This is a genomic window from Mesorhizobium sp. WSM1386, assembly GCF_055901595.1.
Window position 1 is genome coordinate 2120124 of the sequence record NZ_CM148373.1, and the last position, 15612, is coordinate 2135735.

A 15612-nucleotide genomic window follows, 5' to 3' on the forward strand; every position below is an offset into this window, starting at 1 on the left:
CCGACAGGCCCGGCTCATGCGACGAAGTCAATGCGCGTAGTTGGGAGCCCGGTTTGTCTTCGAACCAGCAGTTGCAATGGTGGCCGGTTTTGCGAAGAGGAAAGCTCCATCCTGGGAAAACAGATCCACCGGCATCATTTGGAATTCGCGCTGCGAGTGCGGTACGTCCAATTCCCTATCGACAATACGCCAGAGGTTGTCGAAGAACGACCCGTCGGCAAGCCGTACACTTCCCCCCTTCAGCGGCTTGGTGGAGGAGAAGACCGTTGCGGGATTGGCCCACATGTCGGCGATTGCCACGTCATAGTAACCAGGATGGGTGGCGTTGGGCTTGATGATGGCGAAGGGCGTGTTCTTTTCAGGCCAGCCTATCCGTCCGACAGTCAGGCATTCGCCCGGCTCGGGTAATCTTGCCTTCACCAGGTAGGCCAGCGCCGCATCGATGCCGCCGATTTCGGAAACGACGTGTGCCGTCAATCCCGCCCGGGCCAGGTGCATCAACTCTTGCGCCTGTCGCTCATAGATATCGGCCAATGTCAGGAAAGCCAGCCATTGCTGGTGTGGGCAGTCATGCTTGGCTTGGCAGAGAAGCCGTCCCGCCTCCAAGGCGGATTCGATCCTCCTTTTATCCGCTTCAGCGAACGCTTCTCGCGCCGGGCGGATGTGTTCTGCCAGTTTCATCAGTTCTTTTGAAATGCTCTCCATTTCCTTCTCCTCCCCGATCGATATCCAGCCAGCCCCCTTATTATTACGTTGGCTTGGCCCTACGCAGAACTCCTCCAAGGGTATTGCTAGAGATGCTATTAAGGCTCACCCCACCTATTCTGTTGGGGATGGCTATACTTTCGGCTTCACCTGCCTGTTGCCTTTCATGCCGACATTCGACAGCGGAGCGCTGCGGATCGGCATGGTGGTACACGGCAGGACACTTCGATATCGCACCCGCATATGCAGGCGCGTGTTCCAGCGGTGGAGTATGAGCCGATTGAAAATGGGGTCGCCCTTATCATTTCGGGGAGGGGGCCTACCCGGCCTAGCCCGATTATCCGCTCACTAAGTGGTAGCTGCACGGCCGCAAAAATTCCGAATGGCGGCGGAGGCGAAATTCCACTGAGCGAATAGACGTAGTGGCAGGGATCGTTCAAACAACTTGCGCACGCCAACCTCTTGGAGCCTTTAGCGGGAGCAATCCTGGTTGAGCGGGAGGGACTCCCCTGAACTCGATGACCGCAACATTCGCGACCACAGCACCCGCGCAGGCGGGGTGGCGGTTCAGGCAGCCGAGTGTCATTCCGGGTTTCGGATTGACGCTCGGCTTGTCGCTTGCCTACCTCACCCTCATCATCCTCATCCCGCTGTCCGGGCTGATCTGGCGCTCGGCCGCGCTTGGCTGGACCGATTTCTGGGCGATCGCCACCGACCGCCGCACCATCAACGCGCTGGAGATCAGCTTCGGCACCGCCTTTGTCGCGGCGATCGTCAATGTCGTCTTCGGCACGCTGGTCGCCTGGGTGCTGGTGCGCTACCGCTTTCCCGGCCGCCGCATCGTCGATGCCATGGTCGACCTGCCCTTCGCCCTGCCGACCGCGGTCGCCGGCATCGCGCTGACCACGCTCTATGCGCCGAACGGCTGGATCGGCAAGCTCCTGATGCCGCTCGGCATCAAGGTCGCCTACACGCCGCTCGGCATCGTCATCGCCCTGGTCTTCATCGGCCTGCCCTTCGTCGTGCGCACCGTGCAGCCGATCATGGAAGAGATCGACAAGGAGGTCGAGGAAGCCGCCGCCACGCTTGGCGCCAGCCGCTTCCAGATCATCACCCGCGTGCTGTTCCCGGGCCTGGCGCCGGCCATCATCACCGGCTTTTCGCTGGCCTTTGCCCGCGGCGTCGGCGAATACGGCTCGGTCATCTTCATCGCCGGCAATTTGCCTTACAAATCCGAGATCGCGCCGCTTTTGATCGTCATCCGGCTCGAGGAATACAACTATCCGGCGGCGACCGCGATCGCGGCGATCATGCTGGCTCTGTCGTTCGTCATGCTTCTGGTCGTCAATCTGGTGCAGACATGGAGCCGCAAGCGCTATGGCTGATCCCGAAATCAAATCCTGGGAACCCTACCATGAGAGCCGCTCGGCGGCGGTGACCGAAAGCCGCCCGGCGCAGGCCGTGCTGATGGCGATCGCCTTTGCCTTCCTCGGCGTCTTCCTGCTCTTGCCGCTGATCATCGTCTTCCATGAGGCGCTGGCGAAAGGCGTCGGTGCCTATACGCAGGCCCTGGGCGAAGCGGATGCGCGCTCGGCCATCCACCTGACATTGCTGGTCGCCGCGATCTCGGTGCCGCTCAATGTCGTCTTCGGCATCTCCGCCGCCTGGGCGATCGCCAAGTTCGAATTCAAGGGCAAGGCCTTCCTGACCACGCTGATCGACCTGCCCTTCTCGGTCTCGCCGGTGATCTCGGGCCTGGTCTATGTGCTTTTGTTCGGCGCGCAAGGGTTGCTCGGCGAGTGGCTGAAGGGACATGGCATCCAGATCCTGTTCGCCGTGCCGGGCATTGTGCTGGCCACCGTCTTCGTCACCTTCCCGTTCGTCGCCCGCGAGCTGATCCCGCTGATGCAGGAACAGGGCAATGGCGATGAGGAGGCAGCACTTTCGCTCGGCGCCAATGGCTGGCAGACCTTCTGGTTCGTCACCTTGCCCAACGTCAAATGGGGGCTGCTCTACGGCGTGCTGTTGTGCAATGCGCGCGCCATGGGCGAATTCGGCGCGGTGTCGGTGGTGTCGGGCCATATACGCGGCCTGACCAACACCATGCCGCTGCATGTCGAAATCCTCTACAACGAGTACAACGCTGTCGGCGCCTTCGCCGTCGCCTCGTTGCTGGCCGGGCTGGCGCTGGTCACGCTGGTCTTGAAAACACTGCTCGAGATGCGCTACGGCGCCGAACTCGCCGCGACGCGCGGGCACTGACAATGCATGTCGCCCAAAAGTGGAATCCGGTTTTGGGGTATGTCGCCCAAAAGTGGGAATCGGTTTTGGGGCAACGAGATGCATGAACCAGAAGATATGTCGCCCAAAAGCGGAATCCGGTTTTGGGGCAGCGGCATGCATGAACCAGAAGATATGTCGCCCAAAAGTGGGAACCGGTTTTGGGCTGAAGACATGCATCCAGTACAAAGGGGCTGTTGATGGAAGTTCGCGTTGCCAATGTGCGCAAGGAATTCGAGCGGTTTCCCGCGCTCCACGACGTGTCGCTCGACATCAAGTCGGGCGAGTTGATCGCGTTGCTGGGGCCGTCCGGCTCCGGCAAGACGACGCTGCTCAGGCTGATCGCCGGGCTGGAGCGGCCGACGCGGGGAAAGATCTTCTTCGGCGACGAGGATGCCTCGCAGAGATCGATCCAGGAGCGCAATGTCGGCTTCGTCTTCCAGCACTATGCGCTGTTCCGGCACATGACGGTGGCCGACAATATCGGCTTCGGCCTCAAGGTCCGGCACGGGCCATCGCGGCCGCCGGCGCGGGAAATCCGCCGCCGCGCCTCCGAGCTTCTCGATCTCGTCCAGCTCTCGGGCCTGGAAAAGCGCTATCCGGCACAGCTTTCCGGCGGCCAGCGCCAGCGCGTGGCGCTGGCACGCGCCATGGCGATCGAACCCAAGGTGCTGCTGCTCGACGAGCCGTTCGGCGCGCTTGATGCGCAGGTGCGGCGTGAACTGCGCCGCTGGCTGCGCGAGATCCATGATGCCACCGGCCACACCACCGTCTTCGTCACCCACGACCAGGAAGAGGCGCTGGAGCTTGCCGACCGCGTCGTGGTGATGAGCCAGGGCCGCATCGAGCAGGTCGGCACCGCCGACGACATCTACGACACGCCGAACTCGCCCTTCGTCTACGGCTTCATCGGGGAATCGAGCTCGCTCCCCGTCAAGGTCGAGAACGGCGAGATCTGGCTCGCCGACCGCCCGATCGGGCTGTCGGCGCCCGGTGAGCTCTCTGGCGATGCGACGTTGTATTTCCGCCCGCACGATGTCGACCTGCTGGATGGCTGCAGCGGCTGCATCGCCGGCACGGTGACCGCCAGCCGCCGCGTCGCCGGCACACGGCGCGTCGAGCTCGAAATCGGCGGCGAACGCCAGCGGGTCGAGATCGAGCTGCCGGTCGACCACCCGGCGGCGCAGAAGAGCCGGGTGGCTTTCCGGCCGGGGCGTTGGAAGCTGTTTCCGGCGTCGACCGCGATCCAGAATCGCACGTTCGCGTTTGCGAGCGGCAGGAAACGGGTTTTGGAAAAGCCCGAGCGGCTAAAGCCCACCACGCGCGCCGCCTGAATTGGGCCGATCACAGCGTCGGCTTCAGGACCGACGCTTCTTCGTGTCTGGTGCCGGCGCCAGCATCGTGAAAGCGCGCCCGATCTCGTGATCGCCCTCAGCCACGATAGTCGCCGAGATCAGTACATGTTCTTTTTGCAGCAGGACCGAATGGGTCATTCTCCCGGCGGCCATCATTGTCGTCGAGTACCCGACAACGGACCAGCCCGAGGCAAGAAGACGACTAAGCTTGTCGTCCGGTTGCAGTTCTCCAACAGCCATAAGGTCCTCCCGCGAGACCGAGAATCTGGAGGTGTGCAGACGCTGCCACCCCTCGTTCCCGGTTCGAGGCCAATCCAACGTTATAATCGGGTCACCATTATGGTTGTTCAACCGACGGCACGGGCATCAGGGGGTGGAGAAGCCGTTTGGAAGCTTCTTCCGTTCCCACCGGCGGGCTTACTCGGGCTTGTAGATCTGGTCGAATATGCCACCGTCGCCGAAATGATAAGGCTGTGCCTTCTTCCAGCCGCCGAAAAGCGGATCGTCGATGGAGATCAGCTTGATATCGGGGGTCTTGGGCAGATCCGCCGGCGCCACCAGTTCGGGCTTGGCCGGGCGATAGTGGTTCTTGGCGATGATGGTCTGGCCTTCCTTGGAATAGAGCCAGCCGAGATACGCTTCGGCGACCTTGCGCGTGCCCTTGGCATCGACATTGGCGTCGACGATCGCCACCGGCGGCTCGGCCAGGATCGATGTCGGCGGATAGACGATCTCGAAATTGTCGGCGCCGAACTCATCGAGCGCCAGATAGGCGTCGTTTTCCCAGCCGATCAGCACGTCGCCGATGCCCTTTTGCGCGAAGGTCACGGTCGAGCCGCGCGCGCCGGTGTCGAGCACCGGAGCATTGGCATAGAGCTTGCCGACGAATTCCTTGGTCTTGGCTTCGTCGCCGCCATCGTTGGCGTTGGCGTAAGCCCAGGCCGCCAGATAGTTCCAGCGGGCGCCGCCGGAGGTCTTGGGGTTGGGCGTGATCACCTGGGTGCCGTCCTTGACGAGGTCGTTCCAGTCGTGGATGCCCTTGGGATTGCCCTTGCGGACCAGGAAGATGATGGTCGAGGTGTAGGGCGCCGAATTGTTTTCGAATTTGGTGCGCCAGTCGGGATTGATCTTCTTCGACTTCGAGACGATGGCGTTGATGTCGCCCTCGAGCGCCAGCGTCACCACATCGGCCTCGAGGCCGTCGATCACGGCGCGCGCCTGGGCGCCCGATCCGCCATGCGACTGCTGGATGGTGACCGTCTCGCCAGTCTCGGCCTTCCAGTGCGCGACGAAGGCCTCGTCATAGGCCTTGTAGAGCTCGCGTGTCGGATCGTAGGACACGTTGAGAATGGTGGTGTCGGCAAACGCGAAACCGAGCGTGCCGAACTGGACAGATGCGGCGACCAGTACGCCGAGCAGTTTCTTGAAATGAGGTTTGGTCATTTCTGCCTCCGTTGATGACGGATAACTCTACCAAATTTATAGAAAAACGGTGCATTCATCCGAAAGGACAGACATGCCGCATCAGCTAATCCAAAAGGCGGGCCTTGGGACGAAGACCGCGGCAAAAGGCCGTCGCGCCGGTGCGGGCTTTTGTCGGGAAGAACTTGGCCACCACAATCGTTTTGCAAGGTGGATGGGCAACGGGGCTAGAAAAATGTCTCATAATGACGCGAACCTATGTGCTCGGGCGCAAGCACGAGGCATCACGATCTATCAGCGTTCAAAGACTGTATGGATCGCGGCGGGAAGCCATCGGGGGCAAGATTTTGAAGTGAAGGGACGTTCTCCAGCAATTGCGCTCGCATTCTGGGTGGAAGCCGCCCGATACAGAGGCTCGGGCATATAGGCCGCTCCGTGCTTTGGAGGCGCATTGCGTTGGAAAAGGGTGTCCGGTCGACACGCTTCAAGCCATTTTGCGCAGGTCGCTATCCCAAACAGCCGCGCATTCTTGCCGGCATGCCTCGGTTGGACCGGGTTTTGCACCGGAGTTCAAGAACCGATCCGTACCCACTTCCCGTTGGCCGATTGCGACTGTCTGGCAAAATAACGGTACGAAGTGTTTGACCAATCGCGGATGACACTGCCACGGTTATCCAGGATCAAGTCGCCCTTGTCGGTTCGAACCGTGAGAACCGTGTGACCCTCGCCGCCAAGCGAAGCGACCGTCAGAAGCAAGGCGGAAGCCGGCCATCCACGCTTCAAAAGCTCGCTCTTTTTCAGGATCGCAATATCCTCGCAATCACCCTGTTTGGTCGGTAGACGCCAGTCATCGGCACTGCCTGCCGTGACGAGGTCACTGCGCTCCTCGATCCGGCGATTGACGGAGGTGTTCACCGCTTCGAGTTCGGCTCTGCGTGCCGGTGTCAGCGTCACCAGCTTGACCTGCCCGCTGGTCCTGCAGAGTCGTGGCTGGTTGGCGCAGAACACACGAGCGGCCGGCGGAGGGAACGCATACCCCTTTGTGACCATCATCGCATGGGAGCCGGCTGTCGCGCTGCAACCAGTTGCCACCATGGCTACGGCAACAAGCGTAGCGAAACGCATCACGTACCATCTCCTTTTGGTTGTCAAGCTGCCAACAAGCCTCGCAGAAAATGGTAAATCAATCCTTAAAAAGGTATTCTCGGCAAACATACATAACAATATGTTACCGGATTGTAGAAATTAATTGATAGCGTCTTGGTTTGGGACCATGCGCACCTTTGCGTTGGAGGAAGAAATGCTGCGATCCATGACTTTGATGGGAAAGGTTCATTCGACCTTACTCGTCTCATCTGCTGTTCTTGCTGCAAGTATGATGAGTTCTACGGCAGCACAGGATAGTATACGGCCGCGGATGACGGCAGCCCAATGCCAACCTCTTACCGACGCGAACTATGCGATGTGTTGTATCGCGATCAATCGGGGAAGCATTCTTTCGTCAGATCAACTCGATCAATGCCCACCCATCACCACCTCGCTCATCGCAACCACGCTTTCACGCATTGGCGACAGCAACGGGCCTGGCAGCGGAGGCGGTTCCAGTGGCGGTGATACGGGCGGCAAGGGTGGCGACGACGGCGGCAAGGGCGGCGATGACGGCGGCAAGGGTGGCGACAACGGCGGCAAGGGCGGCGACGACGGCGGCAAGGGCGGAGACATCGGTGGCAAGAGCGGCGACGACGGTGGCAAAAGCGGCGACGACGGCGGCAAGAGTGGCGACAATGGCGGCAAGGGTGGCGATTCCGGGCGCGGCTCCGGCCATTAGCAGAGGCTCCGGCAACTCGGTGTCGGATGTTGCTGGAGCGCATGTGATATCCGGCTTCGCGCCTGACTGACCCGCTCCAAATTCAGGAAGGCGCGTCGCGCTCCAGCGGGTCCAAGCGACGCGCCTTGACACCGAGCGTTGCCGCTTGGCCGGACAACGGGTCAAGGCTAATGCAACACAATCGCAAAGAATTTTCTGTCAGGCGACTGCAGCCTATCAACACCCTGGAGGCAAACTCTCCGAACCTGGACAGGTTGTCTGACCATGCAGCGCCAGCGGCCGAACTTCTGGCGGTTTTGGGCAATGAGAGAAGACTTGTGATTCTGGGCCATCTGACGGAAGGCGAGATTTCGGTTGGCGAATTGGCTGTGCTGGTCGGACTTAGCAAAAGCGCTCTTTCTCAGCATCTGAGTAGGCTGCGCAAACACCAACTGGTTTCCACCAGGCGTCACCGACAGACCGTCTACTATTCCTGTGGTTTTGGGATCAGTCAAAAAATTACCCAGATATTCGATGTAGCCGTGAACCTGGCTGCAGTCTCGCAGGCCGAGAAGCCTCGCAAGTCCCCCGCCGCATAAGCCCGCGCCCTTCGATCCAGACGTCCGGATCCATGACATCCTGCAGATCCTGGCAGCTCGCGCAGGCAGCAGATAGGGGCAGGTCTGCTTCGCCTCCAATCATCAAACGCCGCGTGGCCTTCCCGGCATGGCGTCTGGAGCGTCATTACCGGCTGTCAAGCGTGGAAACGATGCTTAAGCCCACGATCTATTAGTTGATCGTGGTAGAGCTTTTGCAGCGGCACTGTTAGAGTTCCTGACAGGGACAGGGGCGATATCGGCGCGGGCGCACCTGCCAGGACGATTCTCACAGCAACGCGACGAAGGTTCAGGAGCGGGTGGTCGCCTGTGCTGCAGCAGGACCAGAAGGAATCGGGACTCAAACATGGCTGAACGGAATTACACCCGTCAGCTGGCGACGATCGTCTCCATCGATGCCGTTGGATTTTCACGGTTGATGGGTCTTGACGATGAATCGGCTGTCGCTGCCTTCGAGGAACGACGCGACATCATCGCCGAGAGCTGCAGCACCTTCGGCGGCCGCACCTTCGGCGATGCTGGCGACAGCGTCATGGCCGAATTCGGCAATCCGATCGAGGCGCTGCGCGCGGCGTTCGATTTTCAGGATCGAATTGTCACGCTCAATTCATCCCTGGACGAACCCATGCGCATGCCGTTTCGCGCCGGCATCAACACGGGTGATGTCATCGTCCGTGAAGGCCGGCTTTATGGCGACGACGTCAACATCGCAGCCAGGATCCAGGAATTCGCGCCCCACGATGGTCTCGCCGTGTCGGAAACCACTTGGCACCACGTGAAGGACAAGACAGCGGCTGAATTCACCGACCTCGGCGAACTCATGCTGAAGAATATCGCGCTGCCGGTGCGCGTTTTGATTGCGAGGCGCGGCGGCAACCTCTCACCGCCACCGGCGCTGATGGCGGCAATCCCTTCCGTCAATGGTCGGCAGAACGTGTCGCCCAAAGGTCCACCCGCGATCGCCGTGCTGCCGTTCCAGGGCGATGGAGGCGAGCGCGACGTCGGCTATATGGCCGACGGCATAGCCGAAGACATCATTTACGGGCTTTCCCACAGAAGATGGCTCTCGGTGATTGCCAAGAACTCAAGCTTCCAGTTTCGCGACGACACCTTGGGAACGCGCGTTATCGGCAATGCCCTTGGTGCACGCTACATCGTCAGCGGCACGCTGATGCGCAACGATGAGCGGATTCGTCTGACAACATCGCTTGCCGACGTGTCAAACGGCAGATTGGTATGGTCGCAACGCTTCGATCGCGCGCTGGCCGACATCTTCAGTCTGCGCGACGAGATCGGCGCGGAGATCGTCTCGATCCTCGACAAGGAGGTCGACCGGGCCGAACAGGCGCGGACTTTCCAGGTGCCGTGGGAAAGTCTGGAAACGTGGCAATTGGTGCGGCGTGGACGCTGGCATATGAATCGGCGCACACGCGGCGACACTGAAATCGCGCTGGAGTTTTTCGAAAAGGCTTACCGGGAAGATCCGAATTCGAGTGCGGTGCTGAACGAACTGGCATGGTGGTATTTTTGGCGAGCCTGGCTGCGGTTCGGCGACAGTGACGATCTGGACAAGGTCAAGCAATATTCACGCAAAGCCTTGCTCATGGACAGCCTTGATGCCCGCCCGCACGCTCATCTCGGCGTCATGGACATCATGAGAGGGCGGCCCGCATCGGCGGTCGATCATCTCGAGGAAGCGCTTCACATCAATCCAAGCTTCGCCTTTGCGCACTCGGCGATGGGCAGCGCGCGCCTGCTGCTGGGCGATGCCGCCGGTGCAATACCGTTCTTCGTCGAGACGGAGCGGTTGAGCCCGTTTGACCTCTACCGGTTCCACAATCTGGGGGAATTGGCCACAGCTTACAGTTTCCTAGAGGATTGGCCATCGGCGATCTCTACCGCGGACCGATCGCTCGATCTGTCGCCCGGCTATTTCTATTCCCGGTTTCTGAAGATTGGCGCCTTGGCGAGGAGCGGGCGCAAGCAAGAGGCCATGCGGGAGCTGGCTATACTTATGACACGACATCCGGATTTTTCGGAGCAGAGGGTGCGCTGGATACCGTTCGTGGACAAAGCGGCAAACGAATTTCTCATCGCGAATTTCAAATCCGCCGTGAGCGATGATTAATTGAGGTGCCGAATGCCGACAACTGTGAAAGTATTCACATACGCGAGAAGGCTGCAAACCTAGCCATGGGTTAGCCGGCATCGCAATGACGTGGACAGCCGGGGGGCTTGAACGCGCATGATCCGTTTAAAGTATTTCGACGCCGTCCGGGCCGGACAAGAAAACCAGCGCCCACTAACCGAAATGCCGCCATTCGATCTGGAGCGACTCCGCTCCAAGGGTATCATGTCGCGTATCATCGGCGTTCTCTTCAATGATCCGCGCTGGATGCTGGCGCTGCTGCGCAGGTTCTGGCCCAATCTCGCCATCGGCAACTTCCTGCTCGTAACCAGGAATGCGGACGTCCGTGAGATACTGGAGCGCGGCGACGAATTCGAGACGCCTTACGGGCCGGAAATGGCCGAACTGGCACGCGGATCGAACTTCATTCTCGGCATGCAGGACGGCGCCGATTACCGGCGCATGAAATCGTCGGTGCTGGGCGCTTTCCCACCGGGAGAAGTCGAGGCCCTGGTCAGGCCGATCGCCGCGAGGCATTCACAAGAAATAATGATGCGCGCAAGCCCCGGCTTCGATGCGATAGCGGAACTGATAAAGATCGTTCCGGTGCGCATCTGCCGCGATTACTTCGGCCTCGAGATCGACGATGAATCCGAGTTTGCCGATTGGGCCATAGCGTTGAGTGCGCTGTTTTTTTCGGACCCGACGGCAAGCCCCACCACGCGTCAGCTCGCGGTGGTGGCTGGCGACCGGCTGATCAGGGTGATCGACCGCTCCATTGATGCGATCCGCGAGAGGAAGGGGACCAAGGATCGGCTGCCGCTGGCAAGGCTTGTCGATCTCATGGATCAGGATCGCCTCTCGCTTCCCGACATTCATTCGATCATGCTTGGCATGATCGCCGGCTTTGTCCCGACCAATGTGCTCGCCGGCGGCAACTGCCTCGACGTGATCCTGTCCCGCGCCGATGCGCGCCGGGCCATCGATGCAGCCTTGGCCAAGAACGACACAGGCAGCCTGGACAGAGCCATTTTGGAAGCCATGCGCTTCAAGCCTATCTGGATTGGTCCCTGGCGTTACACCGCGCGCGACGCAACCATCGCCATGGGCACGCGCCGCGAGCGCCTGGTGAAGGCTGGAACGGTGGTCATGCCGGCAACGCTGTCGGCGATGTTCGATCCCGAGGCCGTGCAAAGCCCCAATCACTTTGACACGTCGCGCCCGCATCGCGATTACCTGGTCTTCGGTTACGGCATTCATCAATGCATCGGCGCCGAAATCGCCAGGATTCAGATTGGCGAAAGCCTTCGCGCCCTGTTCCAGAAGAACAATGTCCGCCGCGCGCGCGGCAAGGCCGGCAGGATGACGCATATCGGCGCCTATCCGGACAGCCTGAAGGTCGATTTCGAGCCGACTGCTCTTTGCCGCACGGTCACCCATTCGATGGTGACGGTGGTGTGCCCGATCACCCTGCCTGCGTCGCTGGACGCCATCCGCGAAGAGGTCGCCGGGTTCGGCAACCCTGCCAGCGACGAGATTCGTGCCGCGCTCAATGCCACCGGCATCATCCATTTCGCCAGCCTGGCTGTTGTTCCAACCGGCGAGGCGGGCAATGCCCCCGCCGATGGGAAAGGAGCGCTTGTCCTGGAGGTATCCGGCGACGGCAGCACTGAGGATGTCATCAATGCTGTTGCGCATGCCATCGGGGACAGGCTGCGGCCAATCCTGAAGGACGTCTGCGACCTGCCTGACGGCCTCGCCTTGGACGCATTCCTGCGCAAGCACAATGTCGAGATTTCACTATCTTTCGGCAGCAACGCCGGACTGGTTTTTTCCGGTACACCGGGCCATTCGGTGCAGCGCATCCTGGCGGAAGCCGAACTTGCCGATGCAGTTCGCCTGCTGGTCGAACAGCCGTGCGCCACCAAGGGCGGAGCGGCGGCCGCGCTTGAGGAAGCCCGTCGGTATGTTCGGTCCCTGGGAAAATTCGACTGGGCATTCGAGCCTGCCGAAAGCTTGCTCGAACGGCCCCCCGGAAAATGGTGGCAAGCCATAACAACCACGCTGCTGGCGCCGGCCGTGCTGGCCGCAGTCGCCGTGCTGGTGCTCGCCTTCTGGTGGATGACCTATGTGCTGGTGTTCGGCGATCCGCCCGGTTTCACACTAGGCACCATTGCCATAGCCGGCACTGCGCTTTTATTGGCCGTGCTCGGAATCCTGGCGCTGGCAGCGGTGATCCTCGGTCTGTGCTTTCTCGCCTTGCGCCGCCTCGAAGACATTGATCTGCCGCACAGCACGCCGGTCGATCTCGGCGATCTCGACAAGATTCTGGCCCGCGAAGACCAGCCTGGGCAAGCCCAGAACCATCTCACGGCGATATCGAGCATGAAGGTCGGCATATTGCGGAGGCTGGCGCTCAGGCTGTCGTTCTACCTGATCTCGATCTCGGCGCAGAAGGTCTTCAGGCCGGGGTTCCTTGCCACCATCAACACCATCCATTTTGCCCGATGGGTGCTGTTGCCCGGCACCAACAGGCTGATGTTCTTCTCCAACTATGGCGGCAGCTGGGAAAGCTATCTCGAGGATTTCATCGCCAAGGCCGCCGCCGGCCTGACGGGCGTATGGAGCAACACCGAGGGTTATCCTCGCACACGCTGGCTTTTCCTTGATGGCGCCCGCGACGGCGACCGTTTCAAGCGCTGGGCGCGCCGCCAGCAGGTGCCTACGCTGTTCTGGTATTCGGCCTATCCTGCTCTCAACACGTTGCGCATTCGCGCCAATTCCAGGATCAGGCACGGCATCGCCACCGCGACCGGCAGTGGGGCGCGTGACTGGCTGAGCCTGTTCGGCTCCCTGCCGCGCCCTCAGGCCAGGAAGGCGGACGTCGGACCAGCAGCGCCCGACCCGTTGCCCGTCGAACAATTGGAGACCGGTGAGATCCAGTCCTTGTTCTTCGGTCCGTTCGGATCGTTGGGGCATGCCCATATGCTGGCGATGGCCATACCGGAAAACCTTTCCGGGGGCAGGCGCAGGGCCTGGCTGGAATTCGTTGTCGAGCAGACCAGCTTCGGCGACGGCGTGCCGGCGGGGCGGGCGATGACCGTTGCGTTCGGCCCCGATGGCCTTCGTCGTCTCGGGCTGGACGGCAGCGTCGATGACAATCCGCTCGACACATTCCCCGTCGCCTTTCGCCACGGCATGGGCAATCCCGAGCGCAGCCGCATCCTCGACGATCTCGGCGATAGCGTGCCTCAGAAGTGGCAATGGGGTTCGCCGCAAAAGCCGGTTGACGCGGTGGTCGTCTGCTATGCGGAAAGCCCGGAGCGATTGAAGGTCGAGGTCGGCACCGCAAAGGCAAAGCTGGCGGCAGCGGGGATGGACCTCGTCTCGGAGCTGCCGCTCGCGACCAAGCGCGACGGCAAGCGCGCCGTCGAGCACTTTGGCTTCGTCGACGGCGTCTCACAGCCGATCGTCAGGGGAACCGCCCGCGCCAACGTTGGCGCGGCACCCATGCATCTTGTCGCGCCCGGCGAGTTTCTGTTCGGCTATCGCGACGAGCACGGTTTCTATCCGGCATCGCCCTCTGTCGAGGCGTCGCTCGACCGGACCGGTATCCTCTCGGCGGTCCGCCGCAACCGGCAGATACCAGGCCTGCCGCCGCCGCGCCGCGACTTCGGCCGCAACGGCACCTTCCTCGTCATGCGCCAGTTCGAGCAGCACGTCGATACTTTCAACGCGTATTGCAAGGCGGCGGCGGTACAGGCGGCCAGCGAGACCGACGACCCGGCCATTACCCCGCGTTGGGTTGCCGCCAAGATGCTTGGCCGCTGGCCCGATGGCAGCTCGCTAGTGCGCAATCCCGACGGCCGGCCGGGGCGCGGTGCCGATAATGACTTTGCTTTCGGCACCGAGGATCCCCAAGGGCACCGCTGCCCGCTGGGTGCTCACGTCCGGCGGTCGAATCCTCGCGATTCGCTGGGTGAGGACCGTGAAACGCAGATCAGGATCGGCAAGCGCCATCGGATCATCCGGGTCGGTCGCAGCTACGAAAAACAGGGCAAGAAGGGGGGCAAGGTCGAAAAAGGACTGCTCTTCATGTGCCTCAATGCGGATATCGAGCGGCAGTACGAATTCATCCAGCAGACCTGGGTATCATCGACCTCGTTCCAGGGGCTTGTGGCCGAAAAAGATCCGACGATCGGGTCGCGCGACGGCAACGGCAGGTTCACCATACCATCCTGGGAAAAGGTGACGGTGCTGAAAGGTATCCCGCAATTCGTGACCACCCGGGGAGGCGGCTATTTCTTCATGCCGAGCAGGTCGGCATTGCGGTTTCTGATTTCGCGACTCTGATCTCCCGGCACATCAATTGTGGGCGCCGTCAGTAGTCGTCTTGCGACTCGGCAATACGACGAAGCGCGCCAGCGTCGGATATGCGCAGGCCGCCGCGCCTGATGGCGATGACCCGCCGGCTGCGCCAATCGTTGAGTGTCTTGTTGATCGACTCTCTGGTGACGCCAAGGAATTCACCCAGTTCGGATTGCGAGATCGATATCCAGCCCGCGCCGTCGGCCATGACACCCTCCAGAAAGACCAGTCGTTTTGCCAGCCTCGCCTCGATACCGAAAAAAGCCTGGTCACCGAGCTCGCCACTGACCCAGCGCAACCTTGCACACAACAGTTCGATCATGGCACGCGCCAGGGATGGGTTTTTCTCAATTCGATCAAACAGATGTGTCCGGCTGAGCGAAACCAGCTCGCATGCTGTGAGGCATATCGCCGTGGCCGTGCGCGGGCGCCCATCGAGCGCGCCGATCTCTCCGACCAAGCTGCGCGACAGCTCGATATTGGCGACCAGCTTCTGGCCATCCGGCGAATAGATCGAGATCTCCACTGTGCCGCTCATCACACCGAAGATACGGTCGGCAGCGTCTTCCTGGAGGAACAGATGCTGGCCGGCGGCATAGCGTTCGAGCTTGCAGCCGCTGAAAAGGAGGTCGAACTGGCTCGGATCGATGCGCGCCAGGTGCGGCAGATCCTGTCTGGCGTTCGCACTGGCGGCTGGCATGAAGGCTTCCCGGTGTTGTCGTGACCGGATTGATTGTATGACAACCGGGTGATCGATCAAAGCAAATGTCATTTTGAATCGTGCCCCTTCTGACAGCAGAAAGGGGACCGGAAAGCCCGATCCCCTCTCGCCCCAGCGCCCTTCCTGAATCGCGGCCGAACAGCTCAACCAGTGGCTGTACGAGAAACCCAGCCCGCGAATGATCTCTTTCTCGACTCTTTGACTGACAC

Annotated in this window: 12 protein-coding genes; 7 read left to right on the forward strand and 5 right to left on the reverse strand. The window is 61.1% G+C overall.

Going from position 1 to position 15612, the window contains the following annotated elements:
* Window positions 1-27: 27 nt before the first annotated feature.
* Window positions 28-705: a hypothetical protein gene (locus tag AC0NIH_RS10310; protein WP_023768907.1), complete on the reverse strand. Its 678-nt coding sequence runs from the start codon at window positions 703-705 to the stop codon at window positions 28-30.
* A 518-nt stretch (window positions 706-1223) separates the two neighbouring features.
* Between AC0NIH_RS10310 and cysT the strand changes: the two genes are divergently transcribed.
* The 3 genes from cysT (at window position 1224) to AC0NIH_RS10325 (ending at window position 4319) form a co-directional block, all read left to right on the forward strand.
* Window positions 1224-2090 (forward strand): sulfate ABC transporter permease subunit CysT, encoded by an 867-nt coding sequence (gene cysT, locus AC0NIH_RS10315; protein WP_287269646.1) that lies wholly within the window; start codon window positions 1224-1226, stop codon window positions 2088-2090.
* Window positions 2083-2967 (forward strand): sulfate ABC transporter permease subunit CysW, encoded by an 885-nt coding sequence (cysW, locus tag AC0NIH_RS10320; RefSeq protein WP_023765210.1) that lies wholly within the window; start codon window positions 2083-2085, stop codon window positions 2965-2967. The genes cysT and cysW overlap by 8 nt, the downstream gene beginning before the upstream one ends.
* Before the next feature lie 218 nt (window positions 2968-3185).
* Window positions 3186-4319 (forward strand): sulfate/molybdate ABC transporter ATP-binding protein, encoded by a 1134-nt coding sequence (locus tag AC0NIH_RS10325; protein WP_474025205.1) that lies wholly within the window; start codon window positions 3186-3188, stop codon window positions 4317-4319.
* A gap of 24 nt (window positions 4320-4343) precedes the next feature.
* On the opposite strand, the gene AC0NIH_RS10330 is transcribed toward AC0NIH_RS10325, so the two are convergent.
* From AC0NIH_RS10330 to AC0NIH_RS10340, 3 genes are all read right to left on the reverse strand, one after another.
* Entirely contained in the window at window positions 4344-4580 is a 237-nt protein-coding gene (locus AC0NIH_RS10330) for a hypothetical protein (RefSeq protein WP_023765213.1), read from the reverse strand.
* A gap of 177 nt (window positions 4581-4757) precedes the next feature.
* Window positions 4758-5783 (reverse strand): sulfate ABC transporter substrate-binding protein, encoded by a 1026-nt coding sequence (locus tag AC0NIH_RS10335; protein ID WP_474025206.1) that lies wholly within the window; start codon window positions 5781-5783, stop codon window positions 4758-4760.
* A gap of 549 nt (window positions 5784-6332) precedes the next feature.
* Window positions 6333-6887, reverse strand: a complete 555-nt coding sequence (locus AC0NIH_RS10340; protein ID WP_473467921.1) for a transglutaminase-like cysteine peptidase — start codon at window positions 6885-6887, stop codon at window positions 6333-6335.
* Between the two features lie 148 nt (window positions 6888-7035).
* On the opposite strand from AC0NIH_RS10340, the gene AC0NIH_RS10345 reads away from it, so the two are divergent.
* The 4 genes from AC0NIH_RS10345 (at window position 7036) to AC0NIH_RS10360 (ending at window position 14667) form a co-directional block, all read left to right on the forward strand.
* Window positions 7036-7590 carry a hypothetical protein gene (locus AC0NIH_RS10345; protein ID WP_287269635.1) on the forward strand — a complete coding sequence of 185 codons (555 nt, stop codon included), beginning with the start codon at window positions 7036-7038 and terminating at the stop codon, window positions 7588-7590.
* Window positions 7591-7760: 170 nt separating this feature from the next.
* On the forward strand, window positions 7761-8168 hold the full coding sequence (locus tag AC0NIH_RS10350) for an ArsR/SmtB family transcription factor (protein WP_287269633.1): 408 nt from the start codon (window positions 7761-7763) through the stop codon (window positions 8166-8168).
* A gap of 364 nt (window positions 8169-8532) precedes the next feature.
* Entirely contained in the window at window positions 8533-10314 is a 1782-nt protein-coding gene (locus AC0NIH_RS10355) for an adenylate/guanylate cyclase domain-containing protein (RefSeq protein ID WP_473467912.1), read from the forward strand.
* A 225-nt stretch (window positions 10315-10539) separates the two neighbouring features.
* Complete coding sequence (locus tag AC0NIH_RS10360; RefSeq protein ID WP_473467910.1) at window positions 10540-14667, forward strand: cytochrome P450; 4128 nt, start codon at window positions 10540-10542, stop codon at window positions 14665-14667.
* 28 nt (window positions 14668-14695) lie between these two features.
* Here AC0NIH_RS10360 and AC0NIH_RS10365 read toward each other — a convergent pair whose 3' ends face one another.
* Window positions 14696-15382, reverse strand: coding sequence for a Crp/Fnr family transcriptional regulator (locus AC0NIH_RS10365; RefSeq protein ID WP_473467919.1), 687 nt, complete (start codon window positions 15380-15382; stop codon window positions 14696-14698).
* Window positions 15383-15612 lie beyond the last annotated feature (230 nt).